Below are 19936 nucleotides of genomic sequence, written 5' to 3'. Positions count from 1 at the left end.
TTATGGATGCTGTTAATTATTAATTCCAACTACCAACCTAGTTAATAATGTAATTTACTGCTTACCCCTTACTCAAAGCCGCGAGTGAACGATTGTTGAGTCTGAGTCAGGTAAAAATGCAGGTAATTGCTGGCTGAATGAGAAAAATAATGTACTTGGCTTTTGAGATTTAAAAAATCCCAAAAGCCTTTCCACGTAATTATTTGAATGAGCGCCACTCACAGGTTGCGATTAACCTTGCAAAACCTCAATTAAAGCATCACTCATTGCCCGACAACCAACGAGTTTCATGCCTTCCGACATGATATCACCAGTGCGATAACCTCGATTCAAAACTTCCACAACTGCTTGCTCAATTTTATTAGCAGCTTCCGGCTGATTGAAGGCGTAGCGCAACATCATTGCCGCGCTTAAAACTTGGGCGATGGGATTAGCTTTATCTTGTCCGGCGATGTCCGGCGCCGAACCGTGTACTGGTTCAAAAACTCCTGGGCCACTAGCACCCAAACTTGCAGAAGGCAGCATCCCGATACTACCAGTTAGCATCGCCGCCGCATCAGAAAGAATATCGCCGAATAAATTGCCCGTCACAATTGTATCGAACTGTTTCGGCCAGCGAATTAACTGCATGGCCGCGTTGTCAACATAAAGGTGAGAAAGTTCTACATCAGGGTATTCTGAAGAAAGCGCAATAATGCGATCGCGCCACAGTTGCGAAACATCCAAAACATTAGCCTTATCAACCGAACACAGCTTTTTTCCGCGCTTCCGGGCCGTCTCAAAAGCCACGCGCCCGATGCGGTCAATTTCCGACTCGGTGTAAGCCATCGTATTCACACCGCGTTTTTCGCCAGTTTCCGTCTCAAAAATCCCTTTCGGTTTGCCGAAATAAATGCCGCCAGTGAGTTCGCGAATCACCATAATATCCACACCTTCGACAACTTCTCGTTTCAAACTAGAAGCATCGACTAATTGCGGTAAAATAGTTGCAGGACGCAAATTTGCAAACAATCCCAATCCGGCGCGCAGTCCTAATAAACCAGTTTCTGGGCGCTGTTCGCGGGGCAAATTATCCCACTTGTAACCACCGATAGCTGCTAACAATATAGCATCGCTGTTGCGACATTTTTCGAGAGTTTCTTCTGGCAGCGGATTGCCTGTAGCGTCAATAGCAGCGCCGCCCATTAAAGCTTCTTGAAATTCAAAGCCAATGTCCAATTGTTTGCCAACAAGTTTCAGGACATCTACCGCCACAGCGATAATTTCAGGGCCGATGCCGTCTCCCGGTAAAAGAGTGATGCGGTAGTTTTGAGTCATATCGATTTAGCAGTTTTGATTTGAGATTGGTGATGGGGAATTTTTTGTGCAAAGTAGGTAGAAGTATATTGTCGGTCGCCCTACGTATTAGTGGCGTTTACTTACGTCAATCAGCGTTAACTTAAGCTCAAACTGATTTTAAATCAAATTCATCTTTGAGTTGAGACTGATGATTTACGCCCATCTACTAAGCTGAGAAATTCTTGCCAGCCTACAATTGTATCAGCACAAGCAAACTAATAACTCAAGATCGTACCCTCAAAGTATGTGTTTAGTTTCATTCCTCAACCCAACCTACGACGACATCTTCTTCTTCTCTTCCTTCGCGTCCTTAGCGTCTTCGCGGTTCAATCATTTCCGATTCAGAAAGCCAGTTTCTCAGTGTGATATTATTTTAGATCGCACTGGGGCGCTGAGATTGAAATAAGATAACAAAAGTTCGATCGCACGCACGTACAAAAAATCGGCAAGGAGTCGCACCAGTGACAGACGGCGAAGGGATACCAACACCAGCACAGATTGACAATCGCGACTATTCATGGGCTTTTTGGCCCGTAGTCCCAATCTATCCATACAGCAGGCGGCGCACCATCCGCAAGGAAATAGTCAAAGACAAAATCTGGACTTTTGACCAACTGCAAGGCATTTTTTACGTAATCGTGCCGGTGCGGATGACAGTAATCAAACTCGAACCCGCAGGCCTTCTCGTCTACGCCCCCGTCGCGCCAACTCCCGAGTGCATCCGCTTGGTAAACGAGTTAGTCGCAGAACACGGCGAAGTTAAGTATATCTTGCTGACAACGGTTTCCGGCATCGAGCACAAGGTTTTTGTTGGCCCGTTTGCGAGGTGTTTTCCCGAAGCGCAGGTATTTGTCGCCCCCAAACAGTGGAGTTTCCCGCTCAATTTGCCGCTGAGTTGGCTGGGTTTACCTGCCAAACGCACGTCTGTACTGCCCTCTGATAGCAGCAACACGCCCTTAGCAGATGAATTTGACTGGGCAATTCTCGGCCCGATCGACCTCGGTTTAGGCCACTTCGCGGAAGTTGCGTTATTTCACAGGGAATCGCGCACGCTCATGCTAACAGATTCCATAGTTTCCATTCCCGAAAACCCGCCCGCGATCGTCCAACTCGACTCGTACCCGCTGCTGTTTCACGCCAAAGACAGCGCCTCGGAGGTAGTTGCAGACACCCACGAAAATCGGCGCAAGGGGTGGCAGAGAATCGCCTTATTTGCCATGTACTTTAGCCCTAGTGTGCTGGAAGTGCCGCCGTGGTCGGGGGTGTTCTCTAGCGCTATCAGAGCGCCAGAACGCTCTAGAAAAGCTTATTTTGGGTTGTATCCGTTCCAGTGGAAAATTGATTGGGTGCGATCGTTCGAGGCTTTGCGCGGAGGAGGGCGGTTGTTGGTGGCGCCGGTGTTGCAGGCTTTGATTCTCAACCGCGCGCCCCGGGAGACTCTCGATTGGGCGGATCGAGTCGCGAGTTGGGATTTTGACAGGATTGTACCTTGTCATTTCGAGAGTGCGATCGACTGCAAGCCGCATGAATTTCGGCAAGCATTCTCGTTTCTGGAAAAACAATCGGCTGTTAATTCTTTACCCGAAGATGATTTTAAATTGCTGAGGCAGATTGATGCAGGTTTGAATAAAACTGGTTTGGTTCCGCCTGCAAAAGAGAAAGTTTAATCCATCCTGGACGCACTCCGTTAAAGAACCCGGGTTTTTGCACCGAATCTTTGGGTAACAATGAAGTATTTTCGTAAAAAACTAGGTTTCTGGGTCTCAATGCGTCAGGACTGTTAATCTGAAATCTTGCACCATTCTCAACACAGCAGATGCCGCTTTTATACAGTACGAACGATCGCTCTCGTGTCAGTTTAGGAAGTAAAAAAATAAGAAAAATAGATAATAAAATTGCTTTCCTTCGGATCGCTTCGCTAACGTTCTTCGCCATGACATTGTACTGAACCGTATTGAATTATGGACAGCCCGGACGATCGCAGCGAACTCACAAAAAACCCGGGGGAAATTTCCTCATCCCCCGCCGCTAGATGCGGCTGGTTATGCGTGAATACGCGATTGCTCAGATTGTCAAGAGCGATCGAACAGATGTCAAAAATAGACTCTGCAATTGCTTTCATAAAAAATGGCTGAGGAAGAGCGTTCCTCTCTTGCCACCAAAAGACACGAACCCAAGCATATTGGGTTATGTTAGTCAACTTTATTTTTAAGTGTTTCGCACAGGCTAGCATCTCAAACACAACAATATCAGTACCTCTTTGGAAAGATGCAATTGCGCTGCTGCCTGCTTAGGATTGTAAGAGTTGAAAGCTTATACTCCACAGATTTTCTGGTAGAAAGTTAAACAGGAGTTTGGAGGTTGTCAGTAACTCAGCCCTTTAGGGACTGAGCTTGTAAGAGAAATCGAGCAAGCTGTACTGACCAGACCCCTCGATCGCGAGGAGCCGTTATTTAGGTCACGACACCGGAAAATGCGACGCCAGTTTTTCGCTCTGTCATCTGCAATTAAACAGTTTTAAAGTCACTGAAACAGTGTTGCAGGTGTAACAAGCTTTTATAACCAGGTCGAGGCAAACATTACCCCGCAAGGGAGAAAGGAGACCACAATATCTCCATTGGAGGGGCAACCATACCCCTCCAACCCCGCAAGGGGGTTCACGGGGACTAAAGTCCCCCGGGTCGTTTCCCTAGGAAGGACTAAAGTCGCCGAGTTTCCCACTTACCGTATTTCTTTTTATGAACAGTTCGCTAACCCGGCCCTTGGCTGTCGTGACTGGTGCCTCTAACGGCATCGGCTACGAACTCGCCAAACAGTTCGCCCAAAACAATTTTGACCTGCTAGTCACGGCGACCGGCCCGAGCATCAACGAAGCCGCTCAAGCCTTTGAAAAGCTGGGCGCACGGGTGGAGACGGTGCAGGCAGACCTTGCTACCTACGAAGGTGTAGAGACTCTCTACGACAAGATTAAGGCGACTGGCCGATCGGTAGATGCGATCGCGATTAACGCTGGTGTCGGTGTCGGCGGGGACTTTGCAAGCGAAACAGACTTGAAGGATGAACTCAATCTGATCAACCTCAACGTCGTTTCCTCCGTCCATCTTGCCAAACGCGTAGTCAAGGATATGGTCGATCGCGATCGGGGCAGAATCCTGTTCACCTCGTCGATTGCAGCCTTGATGCCGGGGACGTTTGAGGCTGTCTACGCAGCATCGAAGGCGTTTATCCAATCCTTCTCCGAGGCGCTGCGTAACGAGTTGAAGGACACGGGGGTTACTGTCACCGCGCTGATGCCGGGGCCAACTGACACCAACTTCTTCCACCGGGCCCAAATGGACGATACCAAGGTGGGCGCTGACGAGAAAGACGATGCGGCCCAAGTTGCGAAGCAGGGCTTTGAAGCTTTGATGGCAGGTAAAGACCACGTTATTGCAGGTTCGCTCAAAACTAAGATTATGGGCGCAGCCAGCAAAATTTTGCCCGATACTCTCAAGGCACAATTGCACCGCCAACTGACTGAACCGGGTTCGGCTCAGAAATAGATATTTCTCATAATTCTTGTGGTGCAGGTATTCGGCTTGCTCCCATAACTACGCTTGGGTTAACGCTTTTTTTGTCCTAGAGCGTTTTGTCTCCCTGACTCTTTTATCCCTAGCGTATTGACTTATATCTTGTTTGCTCGATCGACTGCAATCAAGAGATTTCTTGCAAAAATAGCTGGGAACGGGCCGAAGATCCCGTTCCACAAAAATTATTTTTTCTTCTGTGGAACGGGATCTTCGGCCCGTTCCAAAAGAGCGAAAGGACTTTTTTTGCAAGAGATATTTGGTAGCGAGTGCGATCGGCTTTGGGAAATTTTGCGGACTAAAGTCCTCACTACAAGCCTGAAATTTTGCGGACTAAAGTCCTCACTACAAGCCTGAAATTTTGCGGACTAAAGTCCTCACTACAAGCCTGACGTTTTGCGGACTAAAGTCCTCACTACAAACCTGAAATTTTGCGGACTAAAGTCCTCACTACAAACCTGTTTTGTGGTGGTAGTTTGCAAAAATGATCTAACTGATTTGTAAAGACAACAACACCATCTTACTACCCAAAAAATTATGACTGACCATACTCCCGTTAACGACCAAAGCAAACAAAACGATCTCGATGGGGATCGTAAAGAAGCAGGCGAAACTCTTACCACAAATCAAGGTGTGGGTGTCACAAATACCAATGATTCCCTACACGCTGGTTCCCGCGGCCCGACTTTGCTCGAAGACTTTCACCTGCGCGAAAAAATGGCGCACTTCGATCGCGAACGCATTCCCGAACGTGTCGTGCACGCGCGCGGTTCTGGGGCCCACGGCTATTTTCAACCCTATGAATCCCTGGCAGAATTAACCAAAGCCAAATTCCTGCAAGATCCGGCGGTGAAAACTCCGGTATTTGTCCGATTTTCCACTGTGACAGGGTTTCGCGGTTCTGCCGATACAGTCCGCGACGCGCGCGGCTTTTCCGTCAAGTTCTACACCCAAGAAGGTAACTATGACTTGGTAGGAAATAATATTCCTGTCTTCTTTATTCAAGACGGAATTAAGTTTCCCGATCTCGTTCATGCGATCAAGCCGGAACCTCACAATGAAATGCCCCAAGCTGCGGCCGCCCATGACAACTTCTGGGATTTTATTTCATTGATGCCAGAATCGATGCACATGATTATGTGGGTATTGAGCGATCGCGCTGTACCGAGAAGCTTCCGCATGATGGAAGGCTTTGGCGTGCATACTTTCCGCTTTGTCAACGCCGAAGGCAAATCTCGCTTTGTCAAGTTCCACTGGAAGCCGATTTTGGGCGTGCATTCTCTGGTGTGGGATGAAGCACAAAAACTCGCCGGCAAAGATCCAGATTTTAGCCGCCGCGATTTGTGGGAGGCGATCGAAAAGGGCGATTATCCAGAGTTTGAGTTGGGCGTGCAGATTGTTGAGGAAGAAGACGAATTTAAGTTTGACTTTGACTTGCTCGATCCCACTAAGCTGATTCCTGAAGAAGAAGTTCCCGTGCGGGCGATCGGCAAAATGGTACTCAATCGCAACCCCGACAACTTCTTCGCAGAAACCGAGCAAGTTGCTTTCCAACCCAGCAACGTAGTTTCTGGTATTGACTTTACCAACGATCCAGTCTTGCAAAGTCGATTGTTTTCCTATCCCGACACGCAAATGCACCGTTTGGGAAGTCCCAACTTTACGGAATTGCCGATTAACCGTCCCGTCTGTCCCGTGAACAACAATCAGCGCGACGGCGTAATGCAATCGAACATTTACACCTCGAAAGTCAACTATGCTCCCAATTCGCTGGGCGGCGGTTGTCCGATGATGTCGCCGGAAACAATGGGTGGATTCGTGCATTATGCAGAACGAGTCGAAGGCCACAAAATTCGCGAGCGCAGCAACAGTTTTCAAGACCATTTCAGTCAAGCAACGCTGTTTCTCAACAGTATGTCTGAGGTAGAAAGAGAGCATATTGTCAAAGCAGCTCACTTTGAATTAGGCAAAGTTCAAAGTAAGGAAGTCAAAGAGCGAGTTTTGGGATTGTTCAACCACATCGACCACGAATTTGCCAAGCAAGTTGCGGCCGGATTGGGACTACCTGAACCGGAAAAAGAAGTGATTCCCAATCACGGCAAAAGTTCGCCGGCTCTTAGCATCGACAAGATGCCCAAAACATCCATTAAATCCCGTCAAGTTGCAATTTTAGCAGCCGATGGCGTCAACGGCGACGAGGTAATGGCGGTGAAGGAAGCGCTAGCCGCATCTGGCGCCCACGCGAAAATTGTCTCGAAGCACGGCGGCAAAGTTAAAACAGCTAACGGTCAAGAAATTGATGCTGAAATGACGTTTCTGACTGGTGCTTCGGTGATGTTTGATGCGATTTACGTTCCCGGCGGCAAGCAAAGCATTAATACCTTGAAAGAAGAAGGCTCGGCGATTAATTTCGTCACGGAAGCCTTTAAGCACTGCAAGGCGATCGCTGCTTCTGGTGAAGGCATCCATCTGTTGTCAAGTGCCGATTTAAAGGGAGTTAATCTCTCGGTAAATGGCAAGGTGGCAGCCGATCGAGGCGTGGTAATTTGTCCTAGCGGTGGCGATTTAGGGCAGTTTTCTCAGGCTTTTATTGATGCGATCATGCAGCACCGTCACTGGATGCGGACTGAGAAGGAAATGGTTCCTGCGTAAGGAATCATGTCCGAATAGAAAAACCTGAAATCATCAGATAGGTTCGTAGTGAGGACTTTAGTCCTATTCTTGGAGGCGGACTAAAGTCCTCACTACGAACCTTGAATTAGATAGGTTGGTAGTGAGGACTTTAGTCCTATTCTTGGAGGCGGACTAAAGTCCTCACTACCAACCTTTTTTATTGCTAATTGAGGTGAAATAATGCAAAAGAATGGTTGTTTTGAGTGAGACGCAATTCTTGAATTTGCGTAATACCTTAGGCAAATTCGTTAAAGAGAACTTTGGGTATTTTTTTCTCTAATACTTAGTGGATTATAGTGTTTTCAAACAAGGAGAGATGATTTGTGGGTATCAGCAGGCGCGAGTTTTTAAAGGTAACTTCTGCTTCGGGTTTAGTTGCAGCAGGATTGGCGGCTTCCGAAGGCTTTTTGAAACCGGTGTTAGCTGAAAGTGAAGTTGCTCAAGCTCCGACTGCGATCGGCAATTTCTCGGCGCACGGCGGATATTCGCTCTAAATCGTTGAGAAAGCTGCTAGTTTGTACTTTGAGGTTCGTGGTTGTTTCTGATGGTTTACTTTGGCTGCAAAAACAAGTAATTCGCTCAGGATTTATGCAAAAAGTTGTTGTTTCCAATATTTATAGCTATCTGGTGCGGGCTGTGCGTCTTAGATATAGCAGTTAGAGCGAAATATGAGGTATGTTTGGGGTAATCGGTAATCACCCAAAAGCTTGGTTCGTTGGGCTTCTGATGTCGTGCCAGTTACCAATTACCAATTACCAATTACCAGCCTTCGGCTTCGCTCTTCGGCTGAAATTACCAATTACCAGACATACCTCATATTTCTGAGATATTACAATAACTTACAGTTTTATCAACAAATCACTCTTCTTCTAAAAATATTTTGTAAGCAATCAAAGCAATCCCTCCCACTATCAACGCTGTTCCCAGCCAATATGCGAAGCGAACTAGAACTATAACAGCAATAATAATGCCGAAAAATTGAGCTGCGCCTAATATTTTTCGGCGCCACTGTAGGAGTTTGTTGTTAGTTTGAATGTCGGCTGTACTGTCCTGGCTGATTAGCTCTGCTGGCACTGAACGTTCGATTTCTGCTGCTAGTTCCGCCAGCAGAATTTCTTGTTGATGCTTCCGCAGTTCTTGTTTTTTGTGCCGCACTTCTCGGGCGTTTTTGTCAGGAAAATCCATAAATCTTACCCTGTTTTCCAGGGAAAAAGTCTCTGATTTATTGTCAATGTTCTGCCGGGATAATTTTTCTATAACTTTAACTCACATTTTCAGCGGTGTCGAGAGGTGTTAAGAAAAGTTAAAAAGGGCGATTCACGAGTAGGGATAGCTAGGCTTCACGAGGTTTTAAGCCGATCGCCCTCTTGGTGAGTAGCTAGCTACAAATAACCGTTACTGTGTCGCGCAGTCTCAAGTTGCGATCGCCCTCTTGGATTGTTTAACTTGACTGCGTTGTATTCTTTGCGGACATACCGATCTATGTTTCAGTGGATATACTGAGAGGATCGCTTGCCCGGAAGTATCAGTATCCTTCTGGGCCGATGGTAGTGCGATCGCACTCAGCCTCCGACAAATCAACCAAGCGCGATCGAAATAAGTTGCAGCCAGCTAACTGAGCTTTGGTTAACTTTGCTTTCTCCAAATTAGTCCGGCTCAAATCAGCATATCTCAAATCGGCATTCGTCAAATCGGCATTGTACAAATCCGCACCTTGTAAATTCGCTTTCTGCAAATTAGCACCTTGCAAATTGGCATGGCGCAAATTAGCTCTTGATAAATTGGCTTTCTCCAAGTTAGCTTCCGACAAATTGGCTTGATAAAGTTGAATATCGCCCAACTCAGCATCCTGCAACTGAGTTTTGTAAAGATTGGCTTGAGTTAGATTTCCGTAGGGCAAATAAGTTCGCCTCATCACGCTACCAGAAAGGTTTATTTCTGCCAAATCTGCTTGAAATAAATTATTTTCACTTAAGTCAACTGCCTCAAAATTTCGCTCACCATCAGAATACTGAGCGAGCAATTGCTCAGCGCTTAGCTTTTGCATTTTCATCTTTTTCTTACGTCAGCTATTGCAGTCAATTTATAACGATAATTAATGCTTATTATTTTGCGTATTTATACTTAGGCTTCCTAGTATGTTAAGCTTGTGTAACAACGATCGCATTTTTTCTAAGATTTTTTTTATATTTGTAAATTTCTGCCTTGCTCGACCAGTAAGCCGTCAGGAATGTCAAGATCGATAAACAAACCAAAGCCGAGCCTCTACTCAAATATGCCAGAACTTCCCATCTCCATTGCCGAACACTACCACGAACGGACGAAATACGATCCCGAAACCCTTGCTGCCAAAAGCAGACAGCTAGATTGGACAGAGCAACCCGTTCCGTTCAAAGAATATAAAATTGGCGCGTATTTTGACCTCAAGCCTTATCTAAAAGACCCCTCTGACGATCCAAATGCCTCGGATGATGCGGCTTGGTGGCACCGCTTGTCTAGCTTGTTGCTGTGCAGCTACGGCTTGACGGCGAAAGTGCAGACGGTAGACGACAGCTACCTGTATTTGCGATCGGCACCCTCGGCGGGCGGGCTCTACCCAGCAGAGGTTTATTTAATCTCTCGCGGTACGCCCTATTTGCCTGCCGGACTCTACAACTATCAGTGCCGAACTCATTCGCTGGTTCATTTTTGGGATAGCGAGGTTTGGGCTGCGTTGCAAACCGCTTGTTTCGGCTCGCCAGTGCTAGAAAATACCCAATTGGCGATCGCCGTTACTACTGTTTTCTTCCGTTCTTCTTGGCGTTACGAAGACCGAGCTTACCGGCGAATTTTTCTCGACACGGGTCATTTATTGAGCAACATCGAGTTAGCTTGCGCCATCAACGATTACCGACCTCACCTGATTGGAGGATTCGCAGACGCAGCGATCAATCAATTACTATACATCGACTCGGAGCAAGAAGGAGCGATTTGTGTAATTGCTTTAGCCGACTTGCTAGATATCGACCAAAACTTGCCAAAATTTAAAACAGCTCTGCCCGGAAACACCACCACAGATTATCCGCGAATTTCCGAAGGTGAACTCTTAGGCTATCTCCACAAAGCGACCCAGTTACAATCAGACCCTACCGGAGTAGATGGCTGGAAGCTTGATGAAAGTGAAGGCGATTTAGAGGATAAATATAACTTTCCATTTTGTACTAAAGTTTCGACGGTCACACCTTCGATTCCTTGGGGAGTAAACCTGGAGACTTTAGAAGATACCATGCTCAAAAGACGTTCTACTCGTGCTTATACAGGTGCTTCTTTGAGCTTGGGCGAACTGCTAGCTGTGCTAGATTTTACTTACCAAACGCAGCACTATATCGACCAAGGATTAGACAGTTCTCCCGACTATTTCGATCTAAGTTTGATTGAGACTTTTATTGCTGTTTCGGGAGTGAATGGGTTAGAAGAAGGTTGTTATTATTACGCTCCAAAAGCTCAAGAATTGCGGCAAATTCGGTTTAAAAATTTCCGCAGGGAGCTGCACTATTTGTGTTTGGGGCAAGATTTGGGTAGAGATGCGGGGGTGTTGTTGTTTCACACGGCGGATTTGAGAAGAGCTGTAGTAAAATATGGCGATCGCGCTTATAGATATTTGCACATGGACGCGGGTCATTTGGGCCAGCGGTTGAACTTAGCAGCGATTCAACTGCGTTTGGGTGTCAGCGGTATTGCGGGCTTTTTTGACGATCGCGTGAATGACGTTCTCGGTATTCCTGCGGGGGAAGCTGTGCTTTATATTACAACGCTGGGAAGACCGCGAGCGTGAATTTTAGTGCGATCGTTTCAGCAGCAGAAGTTATCCTAAACAAACCAACTCTGCTCGTGAAGTCGCTGCCACGCTTTGCGAATGTGTTGAGGCTTAAATAGTTCGCTTTTGCGAATGTTCCATTCGCGTACAAGTTCGATCGCTCTTTCGGAATCCTCAGCAGTCTCCCGATTTTCCGAAACAACCCAGTGAACAGTTGCCAACAATTCCATCCCATAAGGAGTTTCAAAACCATTAATTAAAGCGCTAACACGCTCTAGTCTAACACTAGCATCAGCAGCATTATCTAAAAATTCCCGTGCAGCTATCTTACCTTCAGACAATACATAAAGTTGTGCCTCTCGGCTTCGATCTCCGTAACCTCTAATATAATGTCCTTCCAGCTTCTGCAAAACATGATTGAGATTATTTGCATAGGGCCCGTACTTTTCTTTTACATAATGTAATCTTAGCGGTTCACCTGCTACCTGAAGAAAATAAGCTAACTTTTGAATTTCCAGCATCGTCAACCGATAGCCAGGAATTCCGTACAATTCCAGCAAACTAATAAATAAGGCACGAGCGCGAGTGATTTGGGGTTTTTCGGTAGAAACCAACATCGAATCGGCTTGGGGAGCAGCCTGCGGTTCAAACAGCAAAACTTGCACATTTGGTATTTCCGCAAAAGCTGATTCAATTAGCGGTTTGACTGTCTTCCAAGACAAACCACCATTCCCACAACCCAGCGGAGGAACGGCAATAGAAGTAATACCTAATTCCTTGACTTCGTGAATCAAAGCTGTTAGTCCAGTTTGAATATCTTCGATTTTTGATTTGCCTCTCCAGTGGCGTTTCGTCGGAAAATTAATAATATATCGAGGATTAAATAAATTGCCCGAAGATACTACAAACATTCGGCCCGGCTGCACTTCACCAGCGCGGCAAGCCTTGGAATATTGGCGGAAGTTTTCCGGATATGCCTGCTTGAACTGCAAGGCAATTCCTTTGCCCATAACTCCCACACAATTAACTGTGTTGACTAGGGCTTCTGCATCTGCTTCTAAAAGGTTGCCTTCTTTGATTTTAATCACTTTTTTGCTACTTTTTATTTTAATAATACCAATTATTACGCACTATTACGGGTGGTTTGTGTGTAAAATTTTGTAAAACATTCTCTACTTGTGCTTTGATTGTCGAATCGATCACCCCAATTTCTTCGATTAACTCCCATTCCAGAAAGTTGTGAACTAAAAACTCGGCTTGACGCCTGCGCTTTCTATCGTTGTCTTCGTTTGTGTCTTGCCAGTAACGGTCTTTCATAATATGCCAGTCGAGCTGCTCTAAATCGTGGATATCGTCAAAAAACTCGGTGAATGTCATGATTGCATGACCGTCAGTGAAAACAAAATCTAAACCCCTAAACTCTATTTCAATTGCATCAGAAACGAGGTGAATAATTGCTGCTTGACCTTGAGTGTAGCTGGTTACATTGCCTTTATTAATCGTATATAACATCGGAGAACGCGGTGCAAAATAAAATGGAATATAATCGTGTAGTACGCCGCCTCTACCGCAGGGAACGCGGATTCTAGCACGACGATCTTGGATGTTCTCGTAGGCGATATTAGTGTACTGAGTGCCTGCCATACGCATTGCGTTGTATGCTAACAATCCACCTTCAGAAATAATAGATTCTAGATTGTGAATGTGAGTGATGTGGTAGATTGGTAATTGCACTGATCTATTTGTTGTTGTTTTTCAGGTTGAACTCATAATTGTAATATCCCTTTGGCAGTTAAGGAGACATAATTTTTTACCATCCCTATTTCCCAATGCAAAATCTGCTAAATATTCGATCTAGGACTGATTCTGTTACTTCTTCGCCCGTAACTTCTCCTAATGCTTGAATGGCGCCGCGCAAATCTATTGTCCAAAAATCTAAAGGCAATTTATTGCTAATAGTTTCTTGGCACTCTTCCAGGGAAATTTTAGCTCTGGTTAAGGCTGCTGCTTGCCGCTGGTTGATTGCTAAGTCTGAGTTTGCTGCTTGCAAATTTCCGCCGCTGACGGTATCTAAGATGGCAGTTTCTAAGTCTTCTATGCCTCGTTCTAGGGCTGCTGCTGCGGTAAGAGTCGGGTGAATTGCCGACGAAAAAGGTAATTCGGGGATGGTGTTTACTAGGTCGATTTTGTTGATGATTACAATCAGCGGGCGGTGTTTTACTTGCTCGTAAATTTCGGAATCTCCCTCTGTCCAGCCAGAGGCTGCGTCAATTGTCAATAATACTAAATCGGCTTGTTTTGCTGCGGCGCGCGATCGCTCCACGCCGATTTTTTCCACCTTGTCTTCGGTTTCCCGAATCCCCGCAGTATCGAGCACCTGCACCGGAATGCCGCCCACAACTAGCTGCGACTCTACCACATCTCGCGTCGTTCCCGGCAAATCTGTGACGATCGCCCGATCGCTCTTACTCCACGCATTCAACAAACTCGACTTTCCCACATTCGGGCGCCCGACAATCGCCACTTTCAAACCGCTTCGCAACAATTCACCGCGATCAGCCGTTGCCAAAATCCTTGACAATTCGTTCAAAATATGCTTTATTTCCAAACAAGTTTGAGCTTCATCTAAAGGCGGCAAATCTTCCTCAAAATCAATTCTCGCCTCAATTTCTGCCAGCACGTCCAAACAAGTTGCTCTCAATTGGCGAATGGGCTGGGCTAATTTTCCCTGCAAACCGGCCAAAGCACTTTGTGCAGCAGCGGGCGATTGAGCTCCGACTAAATCAGAAATACTTTCAGCTTGAGTTAAATCGAGCCTTCCATTCAAAAAAGCCCTGAGCGAAAACTCTCCCGGCTGGGCTAATCTCGCGCCGTTTTCCAAACACAACTGCAACACTTGCTGCACCACCACAATCCCGCCGTGACAGTGAAATTCCACCACATCTTCGCGGGTGAAAGAACGCGGCGCTTTCATGATTAACAGCAAAGCTTCATCGACCATTTCTTGAGTTTTGGGGTGGCGGATGTTACCGTAAAGAATGCGGTGAGACTCCCAAATTTGCCGTCCTGGGGCGCGAAACAGGGTGGCGGCAATTTTTAAGGCGGCATCGCCGGAAAGTCGCACAATGCCGACGCTGCCTTGTTGCGGAACTATGGCGGTGGCGATCGCTGCGATCGTTCCTCCTTTGGTTAGTGATTCAGACATTTTTCTTGTTCACACATTTAATATTGACCTCAATCTCCTGTTTTTGAAGATATGGAAATTGCCGATCGCTCTTCTCGGGTATAAATCTCTGGTTTGTGATTAAAAACATCAAATATTCCCGCTTTTTTGGTCTAACTTCCCGAGTTGCTGAGTCGAAGGGCAAGAGATATTTTATAATAATTTTCCTACCTTGGCTGATGGCTCGTCGGCTGCCAGAGACAAGATGATTTGAATTAAGGATGCAATTAGTTATACGTTGGTTTGACTCACCTGTGACCTGGTTGTTAAATTATACATATCTCATTGACAGGATAAACAAGTGGAGCAATTTTTTTCTCAAATTTTATGAAAGCGCGATCGCCCCGGGAGCTGCGATCGCCAATCCGTTAGGGAAGCTTGCAGCATGGGTAGGCCCCGAAAACCCGAGTCAGTTGATTTGAGATTAAAGACTTGAACAAACAGAAATTTAGTTGCGACGCCGTGAATCTCGGGCTGGAAGGAGATGCTAAAATTTTTGGCGGATGGCGGCGAGCCTCCCACAGCAAGTATCCGTTTTGGGCGGGAGTCACAACTTGGGGGAACTTAAATTGCTCAGCCAAAGGTGAGAGCCTGTCCAGATTTTATGCGATAATCGAACATTAACAGGGTAGAGGGCAGAGTATGATTGGTCAACTTCTAGACAGACGTTACCGCATCATTAAAGTCACAGACTCGAGTGAGGTGGGAAAAACTTATATAGCAGCAGATACTCACCGTCCCGGGTATCCGCAATGCACGGTTAGAGAAATGCGACTACCCGGCACAAGTTCGCAAACTCCCGAATTAGTCAAAATTATATTTCAAAGAAATGCAGAAATAATAGAAAAATTGGGAAAACACGACAAAATACCCGAATTATTGGCGTATTTTGAGGAAAATCAAAGTTTATACTTAATTGAAGAATTTATTGTCGGTCAACCTTTAAGCGAAGAACTGATACCCGGTGAACCTTGGGCAGAAGACCAAGTAATTGCTCTGCTATCATCCATACTAGAAGTTTTGGTGTTCATCCACTCCAACGGCTTCATTCACCGCAGAATTCAACCAGATAGAGTGATCCGGCGAGAGTCAGACGGCAAATTTGTGTTGGTTGACTTTAGCTTAGATAAAGAAATTAACCCGGAACTCGTTAACAGTCATTTGTTAGCGCCAACCTCACCGAACTCTGTTACATCGCCTTTGGGAAAAAAACAGGAGTTGGCGGGCCAGGAATTATACCTGCCGATCGAGCAATCGCAAGGCAACCCTTGTTACAATAGCGACATCTACGCTCTAGGTAAGATAGCCCAGCTAGCCGTGACGGGACTCTCGCCCCAGGAACTGAGTGCGTTAAATAACAAAGGCGAAATTCCGTGGCGAACTCGGGCGACTTGTTCGGCGGCCCTAGCAGATACGATCGCTCGCATGGTGTACTCCGACAGCGAGGAACGCTATCAGGAAGCCGCCGAAGTTTTGGCAGACCTCGAACAAATCGCCATAAAATGGGAGGCTGGGCGAACGCCAGCCACTATCATCAGGAAGCCTGCGAGTCAAAGGCCCAAACAGCGCCCAGCGAGACTGTGGCTGTTCGCTGCAATACCCGCCGCTGGGATCTTGACAGCAATCATAATTTACTTTTGGCACAGTCAAAGTCCTGCCAGGGCAAAAGAATTGCTCGCCCAAGGCTCGGCGAAAGCGCAGCAAGGTGATAAAACAGGCGCGATCGCCGATTATACCCAAGCGATCGCCCTGAATGCTAGCGATGCCGAAACTTTCTACAAGCGAGCTAACGTTCGCTACGACACCGGCGCGATCGAGCCAGCAATACAAGATTACACCGAAGCAATAAAAGTCAATCCCAGCCACACCAAAGCCATCTACAACCGAGGTTTGGCCCACCGCGAACTCGGCGACAAGCGGGGTGCTGTGGAAGATTTTACCCAAGTATTGCGGCTGAATCCTAGTGACGGTGAAGCATATTACCAGCGGGGTTTAGCCTATTACGATTTGGGAGACTTTCGCACCGCAATTGAAGACTACACTCAAGCAATTCGGCTCAATCCCAACGATGCTACAGCCTACAGCAATCGCGGTTTAGCTCGATCGGCCTCGGGGGACAAAACCGGAGCCATGGCAGATTTTACCCAAGCAATTCAAATTAGCCCCAAACAAGCTGGCGTATACTACAGTCGCGGTCGATCGCGCTTTAATCTGGCAGATTATCAAGGAGCGATGGAAGATTACAGTAGGGCGATCGAATTGGAACCAAACCAAGCTGATGCTTATACCAATCGGTGCAGCGCTTACTTAAATTTGGCAAGCTACGACAAAGCCATCGAAGATTGCACCAAAGCAATTAGCCTCGCTCCCAAAGATGAAGCAGCTTACAACAACCGCTGCATTGCTCATCTAAATTTAAAACAATTTCAAAAGGCCAGCGAAGATTGCAGCGTGACGATCGGACTCAACAGCAACAATCCCAAAGCATACAGCAATCGAGGATTAGCTCGCGAGGCTTCGGGAGACAAACTCGGGGCTGTGGAAGATTTTACGCAAGCAATTAGGCTCAATCCCAGCGATGCGGTAGCTTACAGCAATCGCGGTACTATTTATTCAGAAATGAAAAATTACCCTTTAGCAGTTGAGGATTTCGCTCAGTCGCTGCGGCTCAACCCCAACAATGCTACCGCTTTTTACAGCCGAGGTCTCGTCCGCCGCCAACTCAAAGATCGGGCTGGCGCGATCGAAGATTTTCAGAAATCTGCAACCCTGTTTCTAGAACAAGGAAGAGCCGATGGCTTCCAAAACGCACAAGCACAAATTAATCAGCTTAAATAAACGATCACCCATCAGTCATCAGTCACTATAAAAAATGCCAAATCAAGACGGAAAAAGGAAACAGCCAAAATCAGCAATTTCCAACTTACAATTTCCAATTTCAATTACAAATTACAAATTCCCAATTATCGATATGAACATGGTTGGTCAACTTTTAGACAGGCGTTATCGCGTAGTGCAAATTCTCAGTTCGGGAGCTTTCGGACAAACTTATTTAGCTGTAGATACTCGTCGGCCAGGCCACCCTCAATGTGTAGTAAAACAACTCCGCCCTCCCAGCAACACTTCCACAGTTCTCAAAACAGCTTACCGCTTATTTAAACAAGAAGCAGAAATATTAGAAAAATTAGGAAAACACGATCAAATTCCATTTTTACTCGCTTATTTTGAAGAAAACAATCAATTCTACCTCGTCGAAGAGTTTGTTCCCGGACACGCCCTCAATAGGGAAATTGTGGCCGGTCAACCTTGGCGGGAAGAACGAGTGCTGGATTTGTTAGAAGAAGTGTTAAAACTTCTCGCCTTCGTACACTCTCAGGGAGTCATTCACCGCGATGTTAATCCCTCCAACTTAATCCGCCGCAAACCAGACGGCAAATTAGTTTTAATTGACTTCGGCTCAGTTAAAGAAGTTGCCAATCACGTCAGCGACTACGATACAGAGTTTCCGCGCACGATCGCAACTGGCACTCCGGCTTATATGCCGATCGAACAATTTCAAGGGAACCCGCAATTTAGCAGCGATATCTATGCGGTGGGAATGATGGCCATCCAAGCAATCACGGGTTTACCCGGAACCGATTTACCAAAATTGCAAGATCCCAGTCCTTCTCATACCGGGGAAATTGTTTGGCGCAACCGAACTCAATGTTCTCCGGTACTGGCAAATATAATTGACAAAATGGTGTGTCACCAATTTGGCAAACGCTATCAATCTGCTGATGAAGTTTTGGCCGCTCTCAGCAAGCTGAGGCATCGGCTAGAGCCGGGGAATACGGCTCAAAAGAAAAGTAGTTCTGCGAGCTTATTGTCTGCTGATAGTTATTTGTCACGTTTGGGAACGCGCTTTTGGTGGCTGATTTTGGCTAGCTGCGGCGCCATCGCCCTGGTATTTCTGTTTACCTATTGCAGCCGCCCGAATCCGATTAAAGCTCAGGAATATTACGAACAAGGACTAGCAAAGTCTCGCAATAAAGATGCGGCGGCAGCTTTGCAGGCTTTTAATAAGTCTATTCAATTAAATCCTAACAATGCTGAAAGTTTTTATCAACGGGGTAATGCTAATTATGATTTACAAAAATATCAAGAAGCAATTGCCGATTATTCTCAGACGATAGCTCTGAATCCTAACTATTTTAAGGCTTATTTTAACCGGGGGCTAGCCCGTCATGACTTTAACGACAAGCGCGGAGCGATTGAGGATTTTAGTCAGGTTTTGAAGCTCCAGCCCAACGATGTTGATGCCTATTATGAAAGAGGAGTTTCTTATTTAGAAATCCAAGATTACAAGGCGGCAATTGGGGATTTTACCGAAGTAATTCGGTTGCAGCCAAACCTGGGTAAAGCTTATAGTTCGCGGGGGTTGGCTCGGGCTGGGAGCAGCGATTTGCAGGGCGCGATTGGAGATTATACTGAGGCAATTAAGCTCGATGCTAAGGATGCTAAAGCTTTCTACAGTCGGGGGAGAGCGCGCTTTCACCTAGGAGATTATCAGGGAGCTTTGGCAGATTATTCTCAAGTAATTGCGATCGACCCCAAGAGTGGAGATGCTTACGCTAATCGTTGCAGCACGCAGTTGAATTTGGCAGCGTATCAAGCGGCAATTGACGATTGCAGTCAGGCAATTTCGCTGAGCGATCGAGATGCGGTTGCTTACAACAATCGCTGCATAGCTTATTTAAACTTAAAGGATTATCCAAAAGCAATTGCCGATTGTACTCAAGCGGTGACAATAAATCCCAATGATTATAATGCTTTGAGCAATCGTGGTTTGGCTCGCAACGCAGCGGGAGACAACCAAGGGGCGATCGCAGATTTTACCGCAGCAATCGCGCTCAATCCCAACGATGCGGAAGCCTACGCCAATCGGGCGAAGGTTTACCAGCAGTTAAATAATTCCAATAGTGCGATCGCCGATTACGTGCAAGCCATTCGGATCAATCCAAATTATGCTGCTGCTTACTACGGTAGAGCAATGGTGCGCCGCTCCTTGGGAGACAAAGCAGGAGCAATTAGCGACTTAGAAAAAGCGGGCAAAATCTTTCTCGATCAAGGACTTACTGGCGGTTACAAAGACGCACAATTTGAAATTGACAAACTCAAATAATCATCACCCTGGTTCGTAGTGAGGACTTTAGTCCGCTCTTTCCAGAGGACTAAAGTCCTCACTACAAACCTTTTTCATAGGCTCGTAGTGAGGACTTTAGTCCGCTCTTTCCAGAGGACTAAAGTCCTCACTACAAACCTTTTTCATAGGCTCGTAGTGAGGACTTTAGTCCGCTC

Annotated in this window: 16 protein-coding genes; 9 read left to right on the top strand and 7 right to left on the bottom strand. The window is 46.4% G+C overall.

What is annotated here, in order from left to right:
* Nucleotides 1-231 precede the first annotated feature (231 nt).
* The gene (leuB, locus tag QZW47_RS20040; protein ID WP_293130321.1) at nucleotides 232-1317 is read right to left on the bottom strand and encodes a 3-isopropylmalate dehydrogenase; all 1086 of its coding nucleotides are present in this window, start codon (nucleotides 1315-1317) and stop codon (nucleotides 232-234) included.
* Between the two features lie 482 nt (nucleotides 1318-1799).
* Between leuB and QZW47_RS20035 the strand changes: the two genes are divergently transcribed.
* Complete coding sequence (locus tag QZW47_RS20035; protein WP_293130318.1) at nucleotides 1800-3005, top strand: DUF4336 domain-containing protein; 1206 nt, start codon at nucleotides 1800-1802, stop codon at nucleotides 3003-3005.
* A gap of 251 nt (nucleotides 3006-3256) precedes the next feature.
* On the opposite strand, the gene QZW47_RS20030 is transcribed toward QZW47_RS20035, so the two are convergent.
* Nucleotides 3257-3460: a hypothetical protein gene (locus QZW47_RS20030; RefSeq protein WP_293130315.1), complete on the bottom strand. Its 204-nt coding sequence runs from the start codon at nucleotides 3458-3460 to the stop codon at nucleotides 3257-3259.
* 616 nt (nucleotides 3461-4076) lie between these two features.
* On the opposite strand from QZW47_RS20030, the gene QZW47_RS20025 reads away from it, so the two are divergent.
* The 3 genes from QZW47_RS20025 (at nucleotide 4077) to QZW47_RS20015 (ending at nucleotide 8071) form a co-directional block, all read left to right on the top strand.
* Nucleotides 4077-4880 carry an SDR family NAD(P)-dependent oxidoreductase gene (locus QZW47_RS20025; RefSeq protein WP_293130312.1) on the top strand — a complete coding sequence of 268 codons (804 nt, stop codon included), beginning with the start codon at nucleotides 4077-4079 and terminating at the stop codon, nucleotides 4878-4880.
* A gap of 561 nt (nucleotides 4881-5441) precedes the next feature.
* Nucleotides 5442-7556 (top strand): catalase, encoded by a 2115-nt coding sequence (locus tag QZW47_RS20020; protein WP_293130309.1) that lies wholly within the window; start codon nucleotides 5442-5444, stop codon nucleotides 7554-7556.
* Between the two features lie 344 nt (nucleotides 7557-7900).
* Nucleotides 7901-8071, top strand: a complete 171-nt coding sequence (locus QZW47_RS20015; protein ID WP_293130306.1) for a twin-arginine translocation signal domain-containing protein — start codon at nucleotides 7901-7903, stop codon at nucleotides 8069-8071.
* Nucleotides 8072-8435: 364 nt separating this feature from the next.
* Here QZW47_RS20015 and QZW47_RS20010 read toward each other — a convergent pair whose 3' ends face one another.
* Both QZW47_RS20010 and QZW47_RS20005 read right to left on the bottom strand, forming a co-directional pair.
* The gene (locus tag QZW47_RS20010; RefSeq protein ID WP_293130303.1) at nucleotides 8436-8762 is read right to left on the bottom strand and encodes a hypothetical protein; all 327 of its coding nucleotides are present in this window, start codon (nucleotides 8760-8762) and stop codon (nucleotides 8436-8438) included.
* Between the two features lie 340 nt (nucleotides 8763-9102).
* The gene (locus tag QZW47_RS20005) at nucleotides 9103-9624 is read right to left on the bottom strand and encodes a pentapeptide repeat-containing protein (protein WP_293130300.1); all 522 of its coding nucleotides are present in this window, start codon (nucleotides 9622-9624) and stop codon (nucleotides 9103-9105) included.
* A 228-nt stretch (nucleotides 9625-9852) separates the two neighbouring features.
* On the opposite strand from QZW47_RS20005, the gene QZW47_RS20000 reads away from it, so the two are divergent.
* Complete coding sequence (locus QZW47_RS20000; protein WP_293130374.1) at nucleotides 9853-11391, top strand: SagB/ThcOx family dehydrogenase; 1539 nt, start codon at nucleotides 9853-9855, stop codon at nucleotides 11389-11391.
* 35 nt (nucleotides 11392-11426) lie between these two features.
* Here QZW47_RS20000 and QZW47_RS19995 read toward each other — a convergent pair whose 3' ends face one another.
* The 3 genes from QZW47_RS19995 to mnmE all read right to left on the bottom strand — a co-directional run bounded on the left by QZW47_RS19995 (nucleotide 11427) and on the right by mnmE (nucleotide 14578).
* Entirely contained in the window at nucleotides 11427-12461 is a 1035-nt protein-coding gene (locus QZW47_RS19995) for a macro domain-containing protein (RefSeq protein ID WP_293130297.1), read from the bottom strand.
* 19 nt (nucleotides 12462-12480) lie between these two features.
* On the bottom strand, nucleotides 12481-13107 hold the full coding sequence (locus QZW47_RS19990) for a DUF4433 domain-containing protein (RefSeq protein ID WP_293130294.1): 627 nt from the start codon (nucleotides 13105-13107) through the stop codon (nucleotides 12481-12483).
* 85 nt (nucleotides 13108-13192) lie between these two features.
* Nucleotides 13193-14578, bottom strand: a complete 1386-nt coding sequence (mnmE, locus tag QZW47_RS19985) for a tRNA uridine-5-carboxymethylaminomethyl(34) synthesis GTPase MnmE (RefSeq protein ID WP_293130291.1) — start codon at nucleotides 14576-14578, stop codon at nucleotides 13193-13195.
* A gap of 239 nt (nucleotides 14579-14817) precedes the next feature.
* On the opposite strand from mnmE, the gene QZW47_RS19980 reads away from it, so the two are divergent.
* The 4 genes from QZW47_RS19980 (at nucleotide 14818) to QZW47_RS19965 (ending at nucleotide 19760) form a co-directional block, all read left to right on the top strand.
* On the top strand, nucleotides 14818-15018 hold the full coding sequence (locus QZW47_RS19980; protein ID WP_293130288.1) for a hypothetical protein: 201 nt from the start codon (nucleotides 14818-14820) through the stop codon (nucleotides 15016-15018).
* Between the two features lie 10 nt (nucleotides 15019-15028).
* The gene (locus tag QZW47_RS19975; protein ID WP_293130285.1) at nucleotides 15029-15220 is read left to right on the top strand and encodes a hypothetical protein; all 192 of its coding nucleotides are present in this window, start codon (nucleotides 15029-15031) and stop codon (nucleotides 15218-15220) included.
* A gap of 18 nt (nucleotides 15221-15238) precedes the next feature.
* On the top strand, nucleotides 15239-17434 hold the full coding sequence (locus QZW47_RS19970; RefSeq protein WP_293130282.1) for a tetratricopeptide repeat protein: 2196 nt from the start codon (nucleotides 15239-15241) through the stop codon (nucleotides 17432-17434).
* 133 nt (nucleotides 17435-17567) lie between these two features.
* Nucleotides 17568-19760, top strand: coding sequence for a serine/threonine-protein kinase (locus tag QZW47_RS19965; protein WP_293130279.1), 2193 nt, complete (start codon nucleotides 17568-17570; stop codon nucleotides 19758-19760).
* The last annotated feature ends 176 nt before the right edge of the window (nucleotides 19761-19936 follow it).

The sequence above is a fragment of the Microcoleus sp. bin38.metabat.b11b12b14.051 genome (assembly GCF_013299165.1).
Taxonomy (GTDB): Bacteria; Cyanobacteriota; Cyanobacteriia; order Cyanobacteriales; family Microcoleaceae; genus Microcoleus.
Note: the sequence above shows the minus strand (reverse complement) of the source record. Positions and strands in the feature narration are given on the sequence as shown.

Bases quoted from the DNA above. Each gene is read 5' to 3' on its own strand.
- leuB (WP_293130321.1), bottom strand. From the start codon at position 1,317: ATGACTCAAAACTACCGCATCACTCTTTTACCGGGAGACGGCATCGGC.
- QZW47_RS20030 (WP_293130315.1), bottom strand. From the start codon at position 3,460: ATGAAAGCAATTGCAGAGTCTATTTTTGACATCTGTTCGATCGCTCTT.
- QZW47_RS20025 (WP_293130312.1), top strand. From the start codon at position 4,077: ATGAACAGTTCGCTAACCCGGCCCTTGGCTGTCGTGACTGGTGCCTCT.
- QZW47_RS20020 (WP_293130309.1), top strand. From the start codon at position 5,442: ATGACTGACCATACTCCCGTTAACGACCAAAGCAAACAAAACGATCTC.
- QZW47_RS20010 (WP_293130303.1), bottom strand. From the start codon at position 8,762: ATGGATTTTCCTGACAAAAACGCCCGAGAAGTGCGGCACAAAAAACAA.
- QZW47_RS20005 (WP_293130300.1), bottom strand. From the start codon at position 9,624: ATGCAAAAGCTAAGCGCTGAGCAATTGCTCGCTCAGTATTCTGATGGT.
- QZW47_RS20000 (WP_293130374.1), top strand. From the start codon at position 9,853: ATGCCAGAACTTCCCATCTCCATTGCCGAACACTACCACGAACGGACG.
- mnmE (WP_293130291.1), bottom strand. From the start codon at position 14,578: ATGTCTGAATCACTAACCAAAGGAGGAACGATCGCAGCGATCGCCACC.
- QZW47_RS19980 (WP_293130288.1), top strand. From the start codon at position 14,818: ATGCAATTAGTTATACGTTGGTTTGACTCACCTGTGACCTGGTTGTTA.
- QZW47_RS19970 (WP_293130282.1), top strand. From the start codon at position 15,239: ATGATTGGTCAACTTCTAGACAGACGTTACCGCATCATTAAAGTCACA.
- QZW47_RS19965 (WP_293130279.1), top strand. From the start codon at position 17,568: ATGAACATGGTTGGTCAACTTTTAGACAGGCGTTATCGCGTAGTGCAA.